The sequence below is a fragment of the Polaromonas sp. genome, assembly GCF_010365105.1.
Classification (GTDB): domain Bacteria; phylum Pseudomonadota; class Gammaproteobacteria; order Burkholderiales; family Burkholderiaceae_C; genus Polaromonas.
Genome location: NZ_JAAFGZ010000001.1, coordinates 200,125 through 220,890 on the forward strand (window position 1 = coordinate 200,125; position 20,766 = coordinate 220,890).

Sequence of the window (20,766 nt, forward strand, 5' to 3'; positions counted from 1 at the left end):
TGCCATTGACAGTACTAAATTGGTGAGAACTCTGATTCGGTCTCACGAAATCGAAGTCGGCTCTATAATTAAAGTAATTGATCAATTACTTGGATCGCTGATGGAAATACTGGTGAAGAGCGTCAAGCAGTCCACAGAAATACGTCAGGCGGGGCTGGTCGATGCGGCCTTGAGACTGGCAGCGCAGCGCAGCCCGGCGGACATCACCACCAGCGATCTGGCGCAGGCCGTGGGGATTACGCAAGGCGCTGTGTTCCGCCACTTTTCCAGTAAGGAAGCGGTTTGGCTGGCCGTGCTGGACTGGACTGCAGACACGCTGATGCGCCGGTTGCAAATAGCCGCTGAAGCTGAATTGGCCAAACCGGACAAGCTCGCCCCGCTGGCTGCGCTAAAAGCGGTCTTCATGGCGCATGTGGATTTCGTGGTGGCTCATCCCGGCGTGCCGCGGGTGATTTTTCAGGAGTTGCAGCAGGCGCAGGACACGGCGCTCAAGGCCCGCGTTCGCGGCCTGATGCAGCAGTACCGGACATTGCTCATGGGTGTGCTGGAGCGCGCGCAGGAGCAACGCCTGCTGGCGCCGGGCAGCGACCTGCAGGCCGCTGCGGTGCTGTTTGTCGGTTCGGTCCAGGGCTTGGTCATGCAGTCGCTGATCAGCGGCGAAGTGCGTGCCATGGCCCAACAGGCGCCTGCGGTGTTCGCTATCTATTTACGCGGGCTGGCTGCCACGGGAAGCAGGCACCTCACGATAAAGGACACCCCATGAAGCTCAAGCTTCTTCTTTCGCGTCGCCTGGCCCTGGGCGCACTGGCGTTGTTGCTGGTGGGTGGGTTGGCTTTTGTGGCACTGCGAACCGGCCCGCTGGCGGCAACGCGGGTCACCGTCACGAAAGTGCAGGAAGGGCGGCTGAGCCCGGCCCTCTTTGGCATCGGTACGGTGGAAGCGCGGCGCAGCTGGATGGTCGGCCCCACGGTGGCCGGCCGGGTGCTGAGCGTGAAGGTGGATGTGGGCGATGCGGTCAAGGCCGGGCAGCTGCTGGCCGAAATGGATCCGGTCGATCTGGACCAGCGCCTGAGCGCCCTCGACGCTTCGCTGGCCCGCGCGGGCAGCACGCAGGCGGCCACGCAAGCCCAGGTCCGCGATGCCACGGCGCGGCGGGAACTGGCCGTAATAAACGCCAGGCGCAACCAGGACCTGGCCGCGCAAAACTTCATCAGCGCCAGCGCGCTTGAAGCCCGAATGCAGGAAAAAGTTTCGGCCGACGCCACGCTGCAGGCGGCACAGGCCAACCTGAGCGGCACGGGTCAGGACATCACCCGCCTGAGAGCCGAGCGGGCTGCACTGGCGCAGCAACGCGGCAACGTGCGCCTGCAGGCGCCAGCCGACGGCGTGGTGACCAGCCGCGACGCCGAAGCCGGCAGCACGGTGGTGGCCGGCCAGCCGGTGCTGCGGCTGATCGACCCGGCCAGCCTGTGGGTACGCCTGCGCGTGGACCAGGGCCGCTCCGCCGGGCTGGCGCCTGGCCTGAAAGCCAGCATCGTGCTGCGCTCCCGGCCGCGCACGCCACTGGCCGGCCAGGTCGCGCGGGTTGAGCTGCTGGCCGACAGCGTGACCGAAGAGCGCATTGCGCAGGTGGCCTTTGCCGCCGCCGCCGGGACTTCCGGGGCTTCGGTCGGGGAACTGGCCGAAGTCACGCTGCAGCTGCCCGAAACCCCGACCTCGCTGCTGCTGCCCAACGCCAGCATCCAGCGCCAGCAAGGCCAGACCGGCGTCTGGCGGCTCGACGGCGGTAAGCCGGTATTCACGCCGGTTCAACTGGGTACCCACAGCCTGGACGGCCAGGTGCAGGTGCTCGGTGGCGTGAAAGCCGGTGACGAGGTTGTGGTCTATAGCCAGAAAGCCCTGAGCGCCGGAGCCCGTGTGCAGGTGGTCGATGCGCTGGTCAAAACTCCCGCCGGAGCCACCCCATGATCAGCCTGGCCGGGCGCGACATTGCCCACAGCTGGGGCAAGTTCGTGCTGACCGGCCTGGGCCTGGGCCTGCTGATCGGCGTGACGCTGAGCATGGCCGGCATTTACCGAGGCATGGTCGATGACGCGCAGGCGCTGCTGACCAATAGCCGTGCCGACCTGTGGGTGGTGCAAAAAGACACGCAGGGGCCGTATGCCGAATCGTCGAGCCTGAAGGACGACGTGGTGCGCAGCGTGCGCGGCATGCCGGGCGTGGCGCAGGCGGCCAATGTGACCTACTTCACGATGCAGGTGAGTAACGACGATGGCGGTGAAACGCGCGCCATGGTGGTCGGCATCGAGCCCGATGGACCCGGTGAGCCGGGCTACCTGGTGGCAGGCCGCCAGCTCACGCGCAGTCACTATGAGGCGGTGGCCGATGTCAAGGCCGGTTTTACGCTGGGCCAGCGCATCCGCATCCGCCGCCACGACTACCGCGTGGTCGGGCTGACGCAGCGCATGGTGTCCTCGGGCGGCGACCCGATGGTCTTCATTGCACTGAAAGACGCGCAGGAAGCGCAGTTTTTGAAAGACAACGACGCCATCGTCAACGACCGTACCCGAACGGCCAGTAACCCTGCCTTCAACCGCCCCGGTGTGCCCGGCCTGCTGGACGCGGTGCAGGCGCTGCAAACCAGCAGCCGCAACGTCAACGCGGTGCTGGTGCAGTTGGCGCCCGGCTTCGAGGCCGAACAGGTGGCCGAGCCGATTCGCCGCTGGAAGCACCTGGAGGTGTTCACCCGCGCGGGCATGGAGGAGATTCTGGTGGCCAAGCTGATCGCCACGTCGGCCCGGCAGATTGGCATGTTCCTGGCTATTTTGGCGGTGGTCAGCGCCGCCATCGTGTCCTTCATCATCTACACCATGACGCTGGGCAAGATCCGCGAGATTGCCGTGCTGAAACTGATTGGCACGCGCAACCGCACCATCGCCAGCATGATCCTGCAGCAGGCGCTGGGGCTTGGGCTTATAGGTTTTGTGGTGGGCAAGGTGGTGGCCACGCTCTGGGCGCCCATCTTCCCGAAATTCGTGCTGCTGCTGACGCAGGATGCACTGACCGGCCTGGCCGCCACGATGCTGATCTGCGCGCTGGCCAGCACGCTGGCGATTCGCGCCGCGCTCAAGGTCGATCCGGCAACGGCCATCGGATGAGCGCAATGAACCACATGACACAGTCCACCAGCCCCGGCGGCATCCTGATTGAAGGCCTGCGCAAGGTGTACGGCCACGGCGATACGGCGGTCGAGGCGCTCAAAAACGTCAACATGACGGTCGGCCCCGGCGAAGTGGTCGGGCTGGTAGGCCCGTCGGGCTCGGGCAAAAGCACGCTGCTCAAGTGCCTGGGCGCCATCATCGAGCCCACGTCGGGCCGCATGACGCTGGGCCAGGAAGTCATTTATGACGACGGCTGGAAAGTGACCGACCTGCGCGCGCTGCGGCGCGACCGCATCGGCTTTGTGTTCCAGGCGCCGTATCTGATTCCTTTCCTGGACGTGACCGACAACGTCGCCCTGCTGCCCATGCTGGCCGGCGTGCCCAACGCCGAGGCCAGGCGCCGCGCGCTGGAACTGCTGACCGCGCTGGACGTGGCCCACCGCGCCAAGGCCGAGCCTTCGCAACTGTCGGGCGGCGAGCAGCAGCGCGTGTCGATTGCGCGTGCATTGGCAAACCGCCCGCCGGTGATCCTGGCCGACGAGCCCACCGCGCCGCTTGACAGCGAACGCGCCCTGGCCGTGATGCGTATCCTGAACCAGATGGCCCGGCAGGCGCAGACCGCCATCATCGTGGTGACGCACGACGAAAAAATCATTCCGACCTTCAAGCGGATTTATCACATCCGGGACGGCCAGACGATCGAGGAAGCGGGCGAGGGGAGAAGCCTTTGAAAACGACTTCGACCTTCCAAGAGAAGGCCTATCCATAACGGAGCTGCAGCGTTTGGGAAATGCGCACAGCAGGGACGCAAAATTTATGAGTTTTTAAGTAAAAAAAGGCTTTTGCGCAATAGCTGCAGGCACAAGCAGCTATTTAATTCATAGCATTCAGATGGTTCCACCCGCACGGCAGCGCCCCGCTGAATGCGCCTTGGCGCGAGCGGTTTATTCGAACGATGGCGACTGCGGCTTGACCACCGGCTTGCCGGCGGACACCCAGGCATCAAAGCCGCCTGCCAGCGACTGCACGTTCAGATAACCCATCTCATGCAGCGCGACGGCACTCAGCGCGGCGCGGCCACTGGTCTTGCAGTACAGCACGATCTTGAGGTCGCGCGGCTGCAGCGCGGGGTTGCTGCTGAACTTGAACTCCAGCATGCCGCGCGAGATGTGAACCGCGCCGCTCAGGTGGCCGGCGGCGTATTCGTCGGCTTCGCGTACATCCAGCAGCAGGTCGGCTTCACCGATGGCCTGATCGGCGTCAAGGATGGAAATTTCCTGCACGCGGGTTTTGGCGGCGGCCACCAGATCGTGGGCAGTTTTCATGTCGTCTCCTGAAGGGTGAGTGGGTTCTGTCGCAGCTGCATTCCCGTGCTGTCAAACACCTGCAGTGTGACCGGAATGCTCTGGCTGATGCTTTGGGTGACGGTGCAGTACGCTTCAAATTGCGCCAGCACCCGATCGAGATGCTCCAGCTGGGCGGCGGGCACACCCAGGCGCAGGGTCGCCGTCATTCGCAGCACGCGCAGCCGGTTGTCGGTATTGCGGCCGACTTCGGCCTCAACGGTGCAGCGCAGCGGCTCGGGCGCCTGCTTGAACTTTCGCAGCGCAAACAGCAGCGAGTCGCTCAGGCAGTTGCCCACGGCGGCGCACAGCAATTGCACGGGCGAAGGCCCCTGGCCCGTGCCCAGCGGCGCAGGCTCGTCGCCAGTGAGAACCGGGATGCTGTCTGCGAAGTGGATGTCAAAACGGTAATCGTGCTGTTGTATCAGCTCGACAGTGACGGAGTTCTCGCTCATGGGGTGTTTTTTTCCAGGGTCAGGCCCGTTCGATGGGCCGGTTGAGTTTGAGTGCCACGGCGCCGACCGAACCGCCATTGACCACCTGTTGGTAGCCAAGCTGCTGCATCAGCTGGCAAGCGCCGCCCGAGCGGCTACCCGACAGGCAGTACATCATGACAGGCACGCTTTTGTCGGGCGCCACGTGCCTGATTTCTTGCTCAAGGCGGTTCAGGGGCAGGTTGATCGCGCCTTGCACATGGCCCGAGGCATATTCGCCTGGCGAGCGAACGTCGATCACCAGGGCGTTGCCGGCGAGGGGGGCGGCGGCCGGTTCAGTGGCGCCGCGCATTCTGGAGAACCAGTTCATAGGCTTCTTTCAGGATCAAAAAAATCAGGCTTCAAGCTCAACGCTCAAGCCGCTCGATGCCCAGCGCCTTGAGCAGGTATTTTTCATAGATCGGCTCGGAGGTGCCGTTCTTCATCTTGTAGAGAAAGTATTTCTCGAAGCCGACCTTGGCCACATGCACCCACTTGCCTTTCTTGAACCAGTTGACGTTGCGCGGCGGGATTTGCGGCAGCGCCACGAAGGCCGCGCCGGTGTCGCCCATGTCGGCCAGGCAGATGGCGTTCCAGCTGGCCTTGGCGGTGGCGCTCTGGCCGGCCAGGTCGGCGGCGATGTTGTGCACGATGGCCGTCACCATGGTCTCGATCATGTAGCCGGTCTTGGGCGCGCCGGTCGGCACGGGCGTGACCTCGACCGGCGGAATGGCCACACACACGCCGGCCGAGAAGATGTTGCGGTATTTCTTGCTGCGCTGGTAGTCGTCGATCAGCACAAATCCGCGCGGGTTGCACAGTCCTTCAACGGCGGCCACCGGGTCCACGCCCTTGAAGGCCGGCAGCATCATGCTGAACTTGAAAGGCAGCTCATGCTCTTTCTTGAGCTGGCCGCTGTCGTCCATCTCGCTGACGAACATCTTGCCGGCTTCGACTTTGGTGACGCGGGCGTTGGTGATCCACTTGATGTCGTTGTTGCGGAACTCGCTCTCCAGCATCGACTTGGAGTCGCCCACGCCGCCCAGGCCCATGTGGCCGACATAGGGCTCGGGGCTGATGTAGGTCATCGGCACCTTGTTGCGCAGCTTGCGGCGCTGCAAGTCCTTGTTGAAGATGAACGCGAACTCGTAGGCCGGGCCGAAGCACGAAGCGCCCGGCATGGCGCCGATGATCGCCGGCCCCGGCGCTTTCAGGAACTCCTGGTAATCCGCCCAGGTCTTCTCGGCATGGTCGATGGTGCAGATCGAATGCGTGTGGCCCGCCGGGCCAGCGCCGGATACTTCGTCAAACGACAGCTTGGGGCCGGTGGTGATGACCAGGTAGTCATAGTCCAGGCGGCTGCCGTCGTTCAGCTCCAGCGCGTTGTGCTCGGCATCAATGCGCTTGACCGGCTGCGCGACAAAGCCGATGCCCTTTTTTTCAAGGTGCGGCCGGATCGGGAAGGTGATGGCATCGCGCTGGCGCCAGCCCACCGCCACCCACGGGTTGGACGGCACGAACTGGAAATAGTCCACCGCGTTGACGACGGTGACCTGGTGCTGCGCGCCGAGTTTTTCGCGCAATTCGTAGGCGGCGGGCATGCCGCCCGTGCCTGCGCCGAGGATGATGATATGGGCCATGGTTTGTCTCCTTTGTGGTTGGAATGGGCCGGGTAACAGATAAAGGGGAAAAGTCTTCAGGGCTTGAGCAGCTCGTTCACGGTCTGTCGCCGTGTTTCATCGAGCGGCCCGGGCTGCTGCAGGGTCATGGCGCCGCGAATCTGCCCGACGGCATAGCCCGTGGCCCGGTCCTGCGGGTAGAGTTGCTGCAGGCGCTGGGCGACGCCGGCGCCCAGCTGGTCGGCTGTGCCATGGCATTGGATGCACAGCGGCTGGGTCGGCAAGGCGCGCATGTAGCGGCGCATGGCTTGCCCGTTCTCGGTCACGACTTCCCAGTGCTCCAGCTTTGCCGGCGCAACGCCCGCTTTCTGGCTGCGATCGAATGCTTCCAGCGCCCGGCGTTCCCAGGCGTCGGGGCTGGCTTTGGGATTGCGGTTGCCCAGGCTGACGCGCCTGATCTGCCAGCCGCTTTGCGCCGAGGCGGCCTGTGCCATCCTGGGCGCGGCCTCCTTGCAAACGTCGATGGCGTCTGCAGGGCCGGATGCCTGGATGGCGGTGCTCAGCACAGCCATCAGCTTCGGCGGAAGGGCGGTCGCGCTGGCACGCGCCTCCCGGACCCAGGCCGGTTCAGGTGGGGTGGCGGCCGTGATCTTCTCGGGCGCCAGCGTGTCGCACCCGCCCAAGAGTGGCAACAGCGCAGCAGCAAGGAGCAGGGAGGGCGTGTTCATCATGGTCAGGTCCAATCAAAAGAGGTGGCAATCAAAAACACTGCGCCAGAAAGTGCGCATCAGTGCTCTGCGGCGAGTAGGGGCGGTGGCGTTTGTGGGCGGCATGTTCATGGACGTTTCCGGCAAGTGCACGCTCAGTTCTGCAGCAGTGCGCTGACCTGAAGTAGCTGCGCTTCGTCAAGCTGTCCGGCCAGCGCCTGCAGGCGCAAGCGGTTTTGCAGCACCTCGATGCGCGCCTGCAGCAGCGCCAGGTCGGCGGCGCTGGCATCGTTTTCGGCATTGAGCAAATCCAGCGTGGTGCGGTCGCCCACCTGCCGGCCAAGCCGGGTGGCACCCAGCCGGGCCTGGCTGGCGGTCACGGCTTCGGCCAGTGCGCTCAAGCGCGCCTGTCCGGTCTGTAGCCCGAGCCAGGCGGCGCGGGTTTGCTGGCGGGTCTGCTGGCTGGCCAGTTCGACTTCGGCACGCGCCTTGTCTTCGAGCCGCAGGGCTTCGTCCAGCTTGGCGCTGCGCATGCCGCCGGTGTAGAGCGGCACATTCAATTGCAGGCCGATCATCTGCTGGCGCGAGGTATTGCTGGCCGCGCCGAAGTCGCCGCTGCCGCTCAGGCGCTCGCGCCCCGCCTGCGCCACCAGGTCCAGCGTGGGCGCCGCAAGCGCGCTGTGCTTGCGTGTTTCCTGGCGGGCGGCGTCGGCATTGGCCCGCTGCAGGCGCAGCAGCGGATTGTTTTCCTGCGCCAGGGTGAGCCACTGCGCCAGCGGCGGCAGGTCGCGGGGCGCCACCTCGCCGGCAGGCGCCATCACCTGCAGGGCATCGGGCGACAGGCCGGTGGCATCAAGCAGAATGGTTTGGGCCAGTTCCAGCTCGCTTTGGGCGGCCAGCACTTGCGCCTGCAGGCCGCGCGCCCGGGCCGAGGCCTCGTGGGTGTCGGTGATGGGTGCATCGCCCAGTTCAAACCGGTCCTTGGCTTCGGTAAAGGCCCTGTCCACGGCCGTCTGTTGCTGGCGCAGCAAGGCCAGCTTGCGCTCGGCCAGCACCATGTCGAAATAGCGCTGGGTGGTAACAAGCATCAAGTCCTGCTGCGCTGCCTGCCATTGCAAATCTGCCGAGTCGGCGCCAATTTCCAACTGCTGGCGTTGGGCGCTGCGCTCGGGGTTGTACAGGGGCTGGCGTGCCGTCACCGACCAGCGTGTGGAGCTGCCGTTGTTGACCGAGGTGTCAAACGACACGCCGCTGGACTGGCCAAAGCCGGGCGCGGCAAACTGCGCGCCGCTGGTGGCGCTGTTGGCGCTCATGCGGCCCGCGCCGCCGCTGAGCGCCACGTTGGGCCGCCACAACGATGCCGCCTGCGCGCGGCGGGTTTCCCCGGCAGCGCGGGCAGCATCGGCCACGGCGGCTTGCGGGTCATGCTGGCGCGCCGCCTGCCAGGCCTGCATCAGGTCGGTGGCCTGCGCCGAGACGGCGCACAGCGCCAGGGCGGCAGCGGCCAGAAAATGGTGTTGCTTCACGGCAGGCCTTTGCTCAGCAGCCGGGCTGCACGCCCAGCTTGCGCAGGATGGACTCCATCAGGCACCAGTGGGTCAGGGCGCTTTGCAGCAGGTTGATGCCGACAAAAGCGGTGAACGCCAGCCACCATTGGCTGACAAACACGGGACTGCTAGGTACGCCCAGTGCGAGCGAGAGCAGGATAAATAGGCCGGCCAGCAGCCGGACGAGTTGCCATGATTTCATTTTTTTACTCCTTGGAAGTGAGGGTTTCAGGGGACGAGAACTTCTTGCGGTACGCCGCGTAGTACAGCGTCGGGATCACCACCAGCGTGAGCACGGTGGAGACAAAGATGCCAAAGATCAGCGAAATCGCCAGGCCGTTGAAGATCGGGTCGTCCAGGATGAAGAAGGCGCCGAGCATGGCGGCCAGCCCGGTCAGCATGATGGGCTGGGCGCGGGTAATGGCCGAATGCACGATGGCCTGCTTGAACGGCATGCCTTCGCGCGTTTGCAGATTGATGAAATCGACCAGCAAGATGGAGTTGCGCACGATGATGCCGGCCAGCGCAATCATGCCGATCATGCTGGTGGCGGTGTACTGCGAATGCAGCAGCGCATGGCCGGGCATCACGCCGATGATGGTCAGCGGAATCGGCGCCATGATGATCAGCGGCGTCAGGTAGGAGCCGAACTGTGCCACCACCAGCAGGTAAATCAGGATCAGGCCGACGCCATAGGCCGCGCCCATGTCGCGAAAGGTTTCATAGGTGATCTGCGACTCGCCGTCCCACTTGAGCGCATAGCCGCGCCAGGCGTCCGTGGGCTGGCTGATGAAATACTCTGCCAGCTTGCCGCCGTCAGGCGTCGTGATGGCGTTGATCTGGCTGCGCATCTTGAACACGCCGTACAGCGGGCTGTCGAGCTTGCCGGCCATGTCGGCCGTCACGAAGTTCACCGGCAGCAAGTCCTTGTGGATCACCGGCTGCTCGCGCTGGGTGTCGCTGAAGGTGACCAGTTCGCGAATCGGCACCAGCTTGCCCGAGGCGCTGCGCACGGCAAGCTGCAGCAGCGCATCGAGGTCGCCATGGCTTTGGGCGGGCAGTTGCAGCAGCGCCGGTGCCGGGTATTTGCTGCCGTCGTGCAGGTAGGTGACGGCTTCGCCCGCCAGCCCGGCACGCAGGGTGCTGACAATGGCCTGCTGCGGCACGCCCAGCATGGCGGCCTTGCGGCGGTCCACCAGCAACACCAGGCGCGGGGCGCTGGCGATGCTGCTGTCATCCACATCAACCACGTTGTCGGTTTTCTCGAAAACGGCGCGCACCGCCTTGGCCACGGCGCGGCGGCCGTCGGCGTCCGGGCCATAAATCTCGGCCACGATGGGCGACAGCACCGGCGGGCCGGGCGGCACTTCGACCACCTTCACGTTGGCACCAAAGCGCAGGCCAATCTTCTGCAATTCCGGACGGACCCGGGTGGCAATCGCATGGCTCTGGTCGCTGCGCTGGTGCTTGTCCACCAGATTCACCTGAATGTCGCCCACCTCGCCGCCGGCGCGCAGGTAATACTGGCGCACCAGGCCGTTGAAGTTGATCGGGGCGGCGGTGCCGGCATAGGCCTGGAAATCGGTCACTTCCGGCACGCCGGCCAGGTAGGCGCCCAGTTCGTGCAGCACGGCGGCGGTTCTTTCGACCGGCGTGCCGGCCGGCATATCGACGATGACCTGGAATTCGGACTTGTTGTCGAAGGGCAGCATTTTCAGCAGCACCAGCCCAGTGGCTGGCAGCACCAAAGACAGCACAATCAGCCCGGCAATGCCCAGGCCCAGCAGGCCCCGGTTGCGGCCGCCGCGCTGGTCGTCCAGCAGGGGCTTGAATACCCGTTCGAACAGCGGCGCGAGCTTGCCCGCCATACCGGTGGCCTTGCCGGTGGCATCGCCGTGGCTGTGGCTTTCCTTCATCCACAGCCGGGCCAGCCACGGCGTGACGACAAAGGCAATCGCCAGCGACAGCAGCATGCCCATGCTTGCATTGATGGGGATGGGGCTCATGTAGGGCCCCATCAGGCCGCTGACGAACGCCATCGGCAGCAGCGCGGCAATCACCGTCAGCGTGGCCAGGATGGTCGGGCCGCCGACCTCATCGACGGCGCCCGGAATGATCTCGGTCAGGGTCTTGCCGGGAAAGAGCTTTTGATGGCGGTGAATGTTTTCGACCACCACGATGGCATCGTCCACCAGGATGCCGATGGAAAAGATCAGCGCGAACAGCGACACGCGGTTCAGCGTGAAGCCCCAGGCCCAGGAGGCGAACAGGGTCACGGTCAGCGTCAGAATCACCGCGCTGCCGACGATCGCCGCTTCGCGCCGGCCCAGTGCCAGAAACACCAGCGCCACCACCGAGGCCGTGGCAAACAGCAGTTTCTGGATCAGTTTTTTGGCCTTGTCGTTGGCGCTGGCGCCGTAGTTGCGCGTCTCGGCGACCTGCACCGCGTCGGGAATCACGGAATTGCGCAGTTGCGCCACCCGCGCCATGACGGCGTTGGCCACGTCAATGGCGTTTTCTCCGGGTTTTTTGGTCACTGCCAGGGTCACGGCCGCATACTCGCCGCCGCCGCTCTGGGCGGACAGGCCGTGCCAGACATAGCGGCTGGCGGGCAGGGGGCCGTCGCGCACCGTGGCCACGTCTTTCAGAAACACCGGCCGGCCATCGCGCACGCTGACCATCAGGTCGGCCACCTCGCTGGCCTGCGACAAGAAAGGTCCGGCCTCGATGGCGATGCTCTGGTTGCCGGCAATCAGCTCGCCGACCGGCATGCCCATGTTCGCCGACTGCAGCGCCTGGCGCATCTCGGGCACCGTCACGCCCGAGCCGGCCATGCGCCCCGGGTCCAGCTCGACCAGCACGGCGCGGCCGGGGCCGCCCAGGGTCTGCACTTCGCGCGTGCCGGGTACGCGCTTGATGTCGGCCTCGATGCTGTGCGCCACCCGCTCCAGGTCGTACGCGCTGGTGGTTGCGTCCTTGCTGTAGAGCGTCAGCGTGACGATGGGCACGTCGTCAATGCCCTTGGGCTTGATGATCGGCGCCATCACGCCCAGGCCCTGGGGCAGCCAGTCGGCGTTGTCCTGAATGGTGTCGTGCAGCCGCACCAGCGCCTCGGTGCGCGGCACGCCGACCTTGAACTGCACGGTCAGCACCGCCATGCCGGGGCGCGACACTGACATCACATGCTCCACGCCGGCAATCTGCGACAGCACCTGTTCGCCCGGCGTGGCCACCATCTGCTCGACATCGCGCACCGAGGCGCCCGGAAACGGCACCAGCACATTGGCCATGGTGACGTTGATCTGCGGCTCTTCCTCGCGTGGCGTGACCAGCACCGCAAAAATGCCCAGCAGCAAGGCGACCAGCGCCAGCAGCGGGGTGATCTGCGCACTCTGGAAGAGCGCGGCGATGCGGCCGGAAACGCCAAGGGTTTGTTTCGTGCTCATGTCAGCGCACCCGCGCGGCAGCCTGGGGGTCCACCGCCACCTTGTCGTCCTTGCTGACGCCGCTCAGTATTTCCACCAGATCACCCTTGGTGCTGCCAAGCCGCACTTGGCGCAACAACGCCAGCCCTTGCGGGTTGACCACATACAAGCCGGTCATTTCGGAGCGCCTGACCACGGCACTGGCGGGAACATAAAAACGTTCTTCCTTGGTCATGGCGCCCTTTGCCGGCCCGATGGGCAGCCAGATGCGCGCAAACGCACCAGGCGTCACGCCCTTGATACCGCTGGGCAGGCCCAGCCGCACCTGGGCCGTGTGCGTCGCGGCATCGACCACCGGCAGCACCTGCACGCTAGTAGGGCGCAGCAGGCCGATGGCCAGGCCGGGCAACTCGAACTGGACGGCGCTGGTGTCACCCAGGCTCGCCATCACGCTCTGCGGCACGGCCGCCGTCACCCGCAGGTCGGATGGGTCATGCATCGTGACCAGCGCGCGGCCCGGCATCGCCATGTCGCCCAAGGCAACGGGCACTTCGCTGATGACCCCGGCATAAGGCGCGCTGAGCACAAAAAATCCCGACTGGGTTCTTGCAACACCGGCTTGCGCCTGCAGCGCCTTGACCTGCGCCTGCGCTGCCAACCACTGGGCCTGTGCGCGGTCCAGTGCTGACTGGCTGATGTACTGCTTCTGAAGCAACTGCTTTTGCCGTTCGTAGTCTTTGGTGGCCACATTCAGGCTGGCCTGCGCGGCCTGCACCTGCGCATCGCTGGCGGCAGCATTCTGGCTGGCAGAGCGGGCATCGATTCGCAGCAGCTCCTGGCCGGCCTTGACGCTGTCGCCCGCCTTCACACGCAGTGACACGATGGCTCCGGGCACCTGGGCCGACAGGGTGGTCTGGCGCACCGCTTCCACCACGGCATCCAGGCTGATGCTGCCGGCGGCGCTATTGCCAGACGACTGAACCGCCACGGTGGCGAGCGGGCTGTTTTCAGCGGCCCAAGCGGGCGCGCAGACCAGCAGGCTGGTCAAGGCTGCCATCGCGACAAGACGGTTTGGGGACATCCGGATTTCCTCATGTGTTTCCCGACGGCGGTGCATCGGCGAATCATTGTTGATTATTTAGCTACTTAGTTAATTAGTCAAATTGTATAATAATCTGCGTGTACTGTTTGCCTCGCAACAGTTTTGACCGGTTCTAAAAAAGCAGTTCGATGAGGACTTCCCATCATGGAAAATTTGCCGCCCGAGGCGCTGACTGAAATCGCCGCCTATTTCCAGGCCCTGTCGGAGCCGACACGGCTTCAAATCCTCAACCTGCTCAGGCAGCAAGAGCGCAACGTGGGCGAACTGGCGCAGCTGTGCGGTTTCACGGCGGCCAACATTTCACGCCACCTGACGATGCTGACCAAGCACGGCTTGGTGGCCCGCGAAAGCCGGGGCACCAGCGCTTATTACCGTATTGCCGATGAGTCGGTGTACGAACTGTGCGATCTGGTCTGCGGCAAGATTGCGCAGCAACTGCAGCAAGCAGCCCGAAAGCACCAGGTCTTTCCCCCCACCCAATGAATCACGTATTGAGGGACGCATACTCATGAATCTACCGATCCCATCGTTCCTGCGCTTGATCTGAGTCAAGCTCCGGGCTATTCAGGCCCGATAGCTTTTGCTACTTAATTCATAGCTGAATATGCATGCACAGCGTGCGCAAGAGGCACATTTGATGCAAAAAAGCCGTTTGCTGGTTAAAACGGCTGCGCTCCAAACGTCTTATGCGCCAAAGTTCTCGGGCATTTGCACCGCCACCATCTCGCCGCGCGCCGTGGCGATGCCATCGACCCACACAGTGGTTTCAACGATGACCTTGCGGCCCTTGATTTCCTTCACGCGGCCGCGAATCTCAAGCGCACTTGCAATCGGCGTGGGCTTGAGAAAGTCCACCTTGAGCGAGCCGGTGACGAAGCGAAAAGCCGGCTGCGTGTCCATCTCGCGCCCTTCGGCGCGGTACATGGCGGCTGCCGCCGTGCCGGTGCTGTGGCAGTCGATCAGCGAGGCGATCAGGCCGCCGTAGGTGAAGCCGGGAACGGCGGTGTGACAAGGCTCGGGCGTGAACCGCGTGACCGTCTCGTCGCCGTCCCAGTAGGTCTTGATCTGGTGGCCCTGCGTGTTCAGCCGGCCGCAGCCGTAGCAATGCGCCAGATTTTCGGGGTAATAGTCCTGAAATGCTTTCATGAGTTCTCCAAGGTTGATGTGCGTCGGGCTATGTATCGCGTGAGGTAAGCCAGTCCCTGGTGACCGCTGCCTTCGTCAAGCAGCGCCTCACCTTCCCAGGCCATGATTTCCTCATGGGCCGGGACCACGCGTGGGTTCAGGTCAGCGCGAATCATGTCGGCTGAATAAAGCATGTCCTGTGATTTCGGGCCACCGCTGTGGTAGCCAAACTGTCGCGGATGAAAAGCCTCCAGGATGAACCACCCGCCCGGGCGCAAGGCCGCCGCAAGCCGCTGATGAGCCAGCGGGCGAAGCGCTGCCGGCAGATGCACATAGGTCAGCACGATGGCGTCAAAGCTTGCAGGCTCGGGCACCCAGTCGGCCAGATCGGCATGGATGACCGAGATGCTGACGCCTCTTTGCGCAGCCAGTGACACCGCCTTGTCCAGCCCGACGCGTGAGCTGTCCATCGCCGTGCAGTGGTGCCCCTGCCCGGCCAGCCAGACACTGTTACGGCCTTCGCCGTCACCCGGCAGCAGCACCCGGCTGTGGGGCTTGAGGCGCGCGGCCTGTTCGCTCAAAAAACGGTTGGGTTGCTGGCCGTACTTGAAGGCAGGCAGAGAAAATTGTTGATCCCAAAAATTCATGCAGTGAACCATCCAAAAGCCCTTGCGAGCATCAAAATCGAAATTGACAAAGTGAACCAGGCAAACGCCTGCTGCAGGCTTTTTGCATTGAGCTTGCCCGCCACCAGTTGTCCCATCACCAAGGCCAGTACGGCGCCTGAAGCAAAGGGAAGGGCCACTTCCCAGGGAAGCGTGCCTTCCAGGGCCGCCGCAGAGACCCCGCTCATCGAAACCAGTGCAATCACCGCCAGTGAGGTGGCCTGGATGCTGCGCATTTCCAGGTTGGTGTAGCGTGTCAGCGCAGGCACGATGACAAAGCCGCCGCCCACGCCCAGCAAGCCGCTCAGGATGCCAGAGACCAGGCCGGTGCCGGCCAGTGCGCGGGCACAAGGCTGGGTCCAGGTCAGCCGCTGATCGGTGCTGCTGACGCGGCATGGCACGCTTGCGGCACTTGGTTCGGCCTGCGCGCCACGCCGCAGCATGCGCCATGCGGTGTACATCAACACCAAGGCAAAGGCGGCCAGCAAAGGCCGGTTTGGCAAGCGCTGGGCCATGAAGACGCCAATGGGCGCCATCAGCATGCCCGCTATCCCAATCACTGCCGCAGCGCGGTAACGCACGATGCGCTGGCGCAGGCCTAGATACGCACCAATGGCCGATGCAAGCCCCACCGCGACCAGGCCGACGGGGGCGGCCTGTTGCAGCGGCAAATGAAGACCGAACACCAGCAGCGGGATGGCCAGTACGCCGCCGCCCGCGCCGGTGAGCGCCAGCACCAGTCCAATGATGGCGCCCAGTGCAAGCGCCAGAGTTGTGGGATCCATGGCCCGCCGCTCAGAGCAGGTTGACAGGAATCTTCAGGTAACGCACGCCGTTGTCCTCGGGTGGCGGCAATTTGCCTGCGCGCACATTGACCTGCACGGCCGGCAGGATCAGCACCGGCATGGACAGCGTCTTGTCGCGCGCGGTGCGCAGGCTGACGAATTGGGCTTCGGTCACACCATCATGGACATGGATGTTGCTGGCGCGCTGGTCGGCCACGGTGCTCACCCAGGCGGGGGCGCGGCCATCCGGCGGGTAGTCGTGGCACAGGTGCAGGCGCGTATCGGGCGCGAGTGCCAGCACGTTGCGGATCGAGCGGTAAAGCACAGCCGCATCGCCACCGGGAAAGTCACAGCGTGCCGAGCCGTAATCCGGCATGAACAAGGTGTCACCGACAAACGCATCCTGGCCCATAAGGTAGGTCAGGCAGGCGGGCGTGTGTCCCGGTGTGTGCATCACGCGGACTTCAATCTGGCCGATCTTGAAGGTTTCACCGTCGTCAAACAGGTGGTCAAAATCTGCGCCTTCGGTGTTCATGTCTTTGGCATTGAAGATTTTCTTGAAGACTTCCTGGACCTCACAGATGTGCCGCCCGATGGCGATCTTGCCGCCCAGCTTTTCCTGGAGGTAGGGCGCCGCAGACAGGTGATCGGCATGTGCGTGGGTTTCCAGCAGCCAGTCCACTTTGAGTCCAGCCTGCTCGACATAGGCCATCACCTTGTCAGCGCTGGCATGCGAGGTGCGGCCCGACTTGGGGTCGTAGTCCAGCACACTGTCGATGATGGCCGCGTGCCCCGTCGCAGGATCGGACACGACGTGGGTGACGGTCGACGTGTCAGGGTCAAAAAACGATTGAATGGTGGGAGTTTTCATGGTGTTTGGGCGCTTATTCAAGGATGGTCAAGGCGGGGTGTGCAACTGATTTTCCGGCAGGCCGCGATCTGGCCGTTAATTGCTAGCTAATTCATAGCTACTTGCGCACGCTGGATATGCGCAAGAGGCCAGTTTGATACAAAAAATTTGCTGAATGGCCAAAAATGGATGTTCCCTGACGGAGAACGGCGTTCCAGGCCTGGTTCTTTGAAGCTAGCGCCTCTATTCCAGAGGTCATTCACGATTTGCATAAATTGCTTTCGTTGCCATGCCACTGCAGAACGGGCTTGCCCGGCGCTATAGCGGTAGCGAAAGAACGCTGCAAAAATTCAATCAGCTGAGGAAAGTGTTCTTCAATCGCCTGGCTCGGGTCATGCCCACCCGCCACCGAAAGACGCTGCACCGTACCCTGAAGGCCGACGGCCTGCAAGCGTCGGGCATCATCGAACGGCACCACTTCGTCGTCGGTGCCATGCACCAGCAGCACCGGGCAGCGTATCCGGCGCATGCTGGTCAGCGGGGCAAAGTCGTCAAAGCGAGCGCCGATGACATGCTGCACATGGCGCAGCACATACCAGCCCAGCACCGCGTAAGGGATATGCGCTTCGGCCATAAACCTCAGCATCACCTCGCGGGGATGCGCAAAAGCACTCAGGCTCACCACGGCGCGCACGTCTGCGCGGCGCGCGGCGCACAGCAGCGAAGCGCCGGCACCGACCGAATGGCCCATGAGGGCCAGGCGGGCGCTGTCAACGCCGGACTGCTGCTTCAGCCAGTCAAGCCCGGTTTCAATGTCCTCGGCAAAGCGGGGCAGCGAGGTGAAGTCTTCATCGTCGCTGGCGCCGTGGCAGCGCGCATCCATCAGCAGCACGGCAAAGCCGGCAGCATGCAGGGGTGCTGCTGCCGGCAACATCAGGCTGGCGTTGGCCCCCCAGCCATGCATCACCACCACAGCGGGCGCGGGCGCTGCGCCCGGCGCAGGCACAAACCAGGAAAACAAGGTTTTCCCGCCGGCGGTCAGCAGGCGCAGCGGTTGCGCGTCCAGACCCAGCGCGGAGGGCTCGCTGTGGTGGGGCAGGCGCGGCGCGCGCAGCCGGCGCAGTATCTGCGCATGCACCCCTTGACGCAGGCGTTTCATCACAGCGCGACAGCCGCTTTCGAGACGCCAAGGCCGTGTGCGGCGCAGCCGTGCTGTTCAGGGGTGTTGAGCAAATGGCTGGCCATTTGGGAAAAGGTTTCAATCAGGCGGCCGCGCAGCCCTTCATCGGTGACCTGCTCCGTCAGCGCCTGACGCATGCAAAGCATCCACTCATCGCGCACCACCGGGCCGACTGCATACGGCGCATGGCGCATGCGAAGCCGGGGGTGGCCTTTCTTCGCGATGTACAAGGCGGGGCCGCCAAACCAGCCCGATAGAAATTCAAACAGGCTTTGCGCACTGCCTTGCAGGCTTTCCGGGTGCATTTGCCGCACGGTATAGGCTTCAGGCAACTCGTCCATCAGTTCATAAAAACGGTAAACCAGGCGTCGGATGCCGGTCCCGCCGCCAAGGGCGTCATAGGGTGTTGCGGTGGCTTCGGTCGTCATCGATGGTTCCTTGGGTAGATGTCTTCAAGTCAAGGCCCGCGAGCCCCCTGCCTCGGCCACCTCAAGGGCTTGCCGGACTTCATGGGCGTCTTCCTTTTGGCCAGAAAATTGCTTTTATGTATTAAATAGGCCGTTTGCGCAAGCGCAGTATGCGCAAGCAGCTATGAATCCAGTAGCAAAACCTGCAGGCTGCCTTAAGCACCGTGCTTGAAAGCCCGCCTGATTTCGCGCTAGCGCGGAACCATGAACACTGATTTTTCTGACAAATGACCGGCAGAGTCCAGCGCATCGATTTCAAAGGTGATCGGGTGTGTTCCCGGCGCCGCTGCCTCGTAGGGCACCTGCACCCGGACGGCCAGCCGGCGTGCCTGCGTGGATTCGACCATCACCACGTCTTCCGACGTGATGGCCAGGCCCGGCAGACCGGTGACGCGGAGCTTGTAGTGCTGGTCGGCCTCGGTGGCGTTCATCACCTGCAGCTGATAGACGTTCTCGATGTTGCCGCCCGAGACAATGCGCGCCATGACGCCACGGTCGCGCACCACATTCACCTTGAACTGCGTGCGCAGGCTCAAGCTGATCAGCATGGCCATGACAATGCCCAGCAAGATGGCCGTGTAGACCAATATGCGGGGGCGCAGCACATGGCGCCAGGTCTGCGCCTGGGTCCACTTGTTCTTCATGGCGTTTTCGGTGGTGTATTTCACCAGCCCGCGCTCGTAGCCCATCTTGTCCATCACCGTGTTGCACACATCGGCGCAGGCGCCGCAGCCAATGCACTCGTACTGCAGGCCGTTGCGGATGTCGATGCCGGTGGGGCAGACCTGGACGCACAGGTTGCAGTCGATGCACGAACCCAGACTCAAGGTTGCCGGGTCGGCCTTGCGCGAGCGAGCGCCGCGCGGGTCGCCGCGCTCGGCGTCGTAGGTGACGATCAAGGTGTCCTTGTCAAACATGGCGCTTTGAAAGCGTGCATAAGGGCACATGTGCTTGCACACCTGTTCGCGCATGAAGCCGGCATTGCCGTAGGTGGCAAAGCCATAGAAAAAGACCCAGAAGGATTCCCAGGACGTGATGCTCATCTGCACGAATTCCAGGCCCAGCACCTTGATGGGCGTGAAGTAGCCGACAAAGGTGAAGCCGGTCCACAAGGCCACTGCCAGCCACAGCAGGTGCTTGCCGCCTTTTCGCCACAACCGGTCAAACGACCAGGGCTGGCCATCGCGGCGCATCTGGACCGCGCGGTCACCCTCCATCTTCCTTTCTATCCAGAGGAAAATTTCGGTATAGACCGTCTGTGGACAGGCGTAGCCGCACCACAGACGTCCGGCCACTGCCGTGAACAGGAACAGCGACAGCGCCGAGATGACCAGCATGCCCGTCAGGTAGATGAAGTCCTGCGGATACAGCACCAGCCCGAAGATGTAAAACCGCCGCGAGGCCAGGTCAAACAGCACGGCCTGGCGCTGTCCCCATTCGATCCACGGCAGGCCGTAGAACACCAGCTGGGTCAAAAACACCACGGCCCAGCGCCAATGCGCAAAAAAGCCCGAAACGCTGCGGGGATAGATTTTTTCGTGCGCCGCGTACGGGGAGATCATTTGGGTGTCTGCCGCTTGCGCGATGATCGGGATGACTTTGCGGGGAGTGGTCATGATGGTTTTTTTAGAAGGGAAGCGTCAGTTGGACAGGTTCAGACCAGCGCGTTAAACGCATCAGGCGCTGCATGATGCAAAGCAAGCGGCAGGGCAGCGACGCGCGCCAGGAACTCGTCGCGCGACAGGCCGGCAAAAAACGGATGCCAGCGGCGCTGCTCCAGCACGGTGCTGACGGCGCGGGCGCGGCGCTCATGGCCGGCGAACAGCAGCGTCTCGTCGGGCAGGGTGAACACGCGCTGCGTCACGCTGTCCCACAGGGCTTCGGGCTGGGCGGGGAGAGGCTGGTGCGGGCAGGCATCGACCGCCAGCAGGCCACCGCAAAACAGCCGGTCGCGCCAGGCAAAGCTCAGGCATCCGGCGGTATGGCCCGGCGTGGCCAGCACGCGAATCAGTTCATGGCCAAAGGGCAGTACGTCGCCATCTCTAGCCAGGCGCAGGTTTTCACCGGCAGCGCCCTGCACCAGCGGCGCGCCCAGGCGGGCCAGTTGCGCCGGCTCCCGGACGTGCAGAGCGTCGTGCTGATGAGTGCGCAATACCCAGCGCAGACGCAACTCGCGCTCCGCCAGCAAGGCGGCCAGCACCGGCAGATCGCGGCCGCGCGGGTCCACCAGCACCGCCTCGCGGGTGTCCTGGTCGGCCAGCAGGTAAGTCAGCTCGCCGCTGGCCTCGTCATGCAGGATGCGGAAGTACATGTCCAT

The 20,766-nt window shown here is 63.9% G+C and carries 22 protein-coding genes; 5 read left to right on the top strand and 17 right to left on the bottom strand.

Annotated features, from left to right (window positions below; all coding sequences use genetic code 11):
- Nucleotides 1–100: 100 nt before the first annotated feature.
- From GZ092_RS00925 to GZ092_RS00940, 4 genes are read left to right on the top strand one after another with little or no spacing between them, the layout of a single operon-like run.
- The gene (locus GZ092_RS00925) at nucleotides 101–763 is read left to right on the top strand and encodes a TetR family transcriptional regulator (protein WP_293633680.1); all 663 of its coding nucleotides are present in this window, start codon (nucleotides 101–103) and stop codon (nucleotides 761–763) included.
- Complete coding sequence (locus GZ092_RS00930; protein ID WP_293633682.1) at nucleotides 760–1,968, top strand: efflux RND transporter periplasmic adaptor subunit; 1,209 nt, start codon at nucleotides 760–762, stop codon at nucleotides 1,966–1,968. The genes GZ092_RS00925 and GZ092_RS00930 overlap by 4 nt, the downstream gene beginning before the upstream one ends.
- The gene (locus tag GZ092_RS00935; protein WP_293633684.1) at nucleotides 1,965–3,158 is read left to right on the top strand and encodes an ABC transporter permease; all 1,194 of its coding nucleotides are present in this window, start codon (nucleotides 1,965–1,967) and stop codon (nucleotides 3,156–3,158) included. The genes GZ092_RS00930 and GZ092_RS00935 overlap by 4 nt, the downstream gene beginning before the upstream one ends.
- Nucleotides 3,155–3,892, top strand: a complete 738-nt coding sequence (locus GZ092_RS00940) for an ABC transporter ATP-binding protein (RefSeq protein WP_293633686.1) — start codon at nucleotides 3,155–3,157, stop codon at nucleotides 3,890–3,892. The genes GZ092_RS00935 and GZ092_RS00940 overlap by 4 nt, the downstream gene beginning before the upstream one ends.
- A gap of 213 nt (nucleotides 3,893–4,105) precedes the next feature.
- On the opposite strand, the gene GZ092_RS00945 is transcribed toward GZ092_RS00940, so the two are convergent.
- From GZ092_RS00945 to GZ092_RS00985, 9 genes are all read right to left on the bottom strand, one after another.
- Nucleotides 4,106–4,486, bottom strand: a complete 381-nt coding sequence (locus GZ092_RS00945) for a rhodanese-like domain-containing protein (RefSeq protein ID WP_293633688.1) — start codon at nucleotides 4,484–4,486, stop codon at nucleotides 4,106–4,108.
- Complete coding sequence (locus tag GZ092_RS00950) at nucleotides 4,483–4,959, bottom strand: OsmC family protein (RefSeq protein ID WP_293633690.1); 477 nt, start codon at nucleotides 4,957–4,959, stop codon at nucleotides 4,483–4,485. The genes GZ092_RS00945 and GZ092_RS00950 overlap by 4 nt, the downstream gene beginning before the upstream one ends.
- 19 nt (nucleotides 4,960–4,978) lie before the next feature.
- Complete coding sequence (locus GZ092_RS00955) at nucleotides 4,979–5,308, bottom strand: rhodanese-like domain-containing protein (RefSeq protein WP_293633691.1); 330 nt, start codon at nucleotides 5,306–5,308, stop codon at nucleotides 4,979–4,981.
- 37 nt (nucleotides 5,309–5,345) lie between these two features.
- Complete coding sequence (locus GZ092_RS00960; RefSeq protein WP_293633692.1) at nucleotides 5,346–6,617, bottom strand: FAD/NAD(P)-binding oxidoreductase; 1,272 nt, start codon at nucleotides 6,615–6,617, stop codon at nucleotides 5,346–5,348.
- A 56-nt stretch (nucleotides 6,618–6,673) separates the two neighbouring features.
- Nucleotides 6,674–7,327 carry a DUF3365 domain-containing protein gene (locus GZ092_RS00965; protein WP_293633693.1) on the bottom strand — a complete coding sequence of 218 codons (654 nt, stop codon included), beginning with the start codon at nucleotides 7,325–7,327 and terminating at the stop codon, nucleotides 6,674–6,676.
- Nucleotides 7,328–7,458: 131 nt separating this feature from the next.
- Nucleotides 7,459–8,829, bottom strand: coding sequence for a TolC family outer membrane protein (locus tag GZ092_RS00970; protein ID WP_293633694.1), 1,371 nt, complete (start codon nucleotides 8,827–8,829; stop codon nucleotides 7,459–7,461).
- Between the two features lie 13 nt (nucleotides 8,830–8,842).
- Nucleotides 8,843–9,052 (bottom strand): DUF2892 domain-containing protein, encoded by a 210-nt coding sequence (locus GZ092_RS00975; RefSeq protein WP_293633695.1) that lies wholly within the window; start codon nucleotides 9,050–9,052, stop codon nucleotides 8,843–8,845.
- A 4-nt stretch (nucleotides 9,053–9,056) separates the two neighbouring features.
- Nucleotides 9,057–12,296, bottom strand: a complete 3,240-nt coding sequence (locus tag GZ092_RS00980; RefSeq protein ID WP_293633696.1) for an efflux RND transporter permease subunit — start codon at nucleotides 12,294–12,296, stop codon at nucleotides 9,057–9,059.
- 1 nt (nucleotide 12,297) lies between these two features.
- Entirely contained in the window at nucleotides 12,298–13,356 is a 1,059-nt protein-coding gene (locus GZ092_RS00985) for an efflux RND transporter periplasmic adaptor subunit (RefSeq protein WP_293633697.1), read from the bottom strand.
- Nucleotides 13,357–13,521: 165 nt separating this feature from the next.
- On the opposite strand from GZ092_RS00985, the gene GZ092_RS00990 reads away from it, so the two are divergent.
- A complete protein-coding gene (locus GZ092_RS00990; RefSeq protein WP_293633698.1) occupies nucleotides 13,522–13,860 on the top strand; it encodes a metalloregulator ArsR/SmtB family transcription factor in 339 nt (112 codons plus the stop codon).
- A gap of 201 nt (nucleotides 13,861–14,061) precedes the next feature.
- Here GZ092_RS00990 and GZ092_RS00995 read toward each other — a convergent pair whose 3' ends face one another.
- From GZ092_RS00995 to GZ092_RS01030, 8 genes are all read right to left on the bottom strand, one after another.
- Complete coding sequence (locus GZ092_RS00995) at nucleotides 14,062–14,523, bottom strand: PaaI family thioesterase (RefSeq protein ID WP_293633699.1); 462 nt, start codon at nucleotides 14,521–14,523, stop codon at nucleotides 14,062–14,064.
- Nucleotides 14,520–15,149: a class I SAM-dependent methyltransferase gene (locus GZ092_RS01000; RefSeq protein WP_293633700.1), complete on the bottom strand. Its 630-nt coding sequence runs from the start codon at nucleotides 15,147–15,149 to the stop codon at nucleotides 14,520–14,522. The genes GZ092_RS00995 and GZ092_RS01000 overlap by 4 nt, the downstream gene beginning before the upstream one ends.
- Complete coding sequence (locus GZ092_RS01005) at nucleotides 15,146–15,952, bottom strand: sulfite exporter TauE/SafE family protein (protein WP_293633701.1); 807 nt, start codon at nucleotides 15,950–15,952, stop codon at nucleotides 15,146–15,148. Before GZ092_RS01005 ends, GZ092_RS01000 begins: the two co-directional genes overlap by 4 nt.
- 10 nt (nucleotides 15,953–15,962) lie before the next feature.
- A complete protein-coding gene (locus GZ092_RS01010; protein WP_293633702.1) occupies nucleotides 15,963–16,823 on the bottom strand; it encodes an MBL fold metallo-hydrolase in 861 nt (286 codons plus the stop codon).
- Nucleotides 16,824–17,061: 238 nt separating this feature from the next.
- Nucleotides 17,062–17,961, bottom strand: a complete 900-nt coding sequence (locus GZ092_RS01015; protein ID WP_293633703.1) for an alpha/beta fold hydrolase — start codon at nucleotides 17,959–17,961, stop codon at nucleotides 17,062–17,064.
- Nucleotides 17,961–18,410 (bottom strand): group II truncated hemoglobin, encoded by a 450-nt coding sequence (locus tag GZ092_RS01020; RefSeq protein ID WP_293633704.1) that lies wholly within the window; start codon nucleotides 18,408–18,410, stop codon nucleotides 17,961–17,963. The genes GZ092_RS01015 and GZ092_RS01020 overlap by 1 nt, the downstream gene beginning before the upstream one ends.
- Before the next feature lie 230 nt (nucleotides 18,411–18,640).
- Nucleotides 18,641–20,065: a cytochrome c oxidase accessory protein CcoG gene (gene ccoG, locus GZ092_RS01025; protein ID WP_293633705.1), complete on the bottom strand. Its 1,425-nt coding sequence runs from the start codon at nucleotides 20,063–20,065 to the stop codon at nucleotides 18,641–18,643.
- Between the two features lie 38 nt (nucleotides 20,066–20,103).
- Entirely contained in the window at nucleotides 20,104–20,766 is a 663-nt protein-coding gene (locus GZ092_RS01030; RefSeq protein WP_293633706.1) for an MBL fold metallo-hydrolase, read from the bottom strand.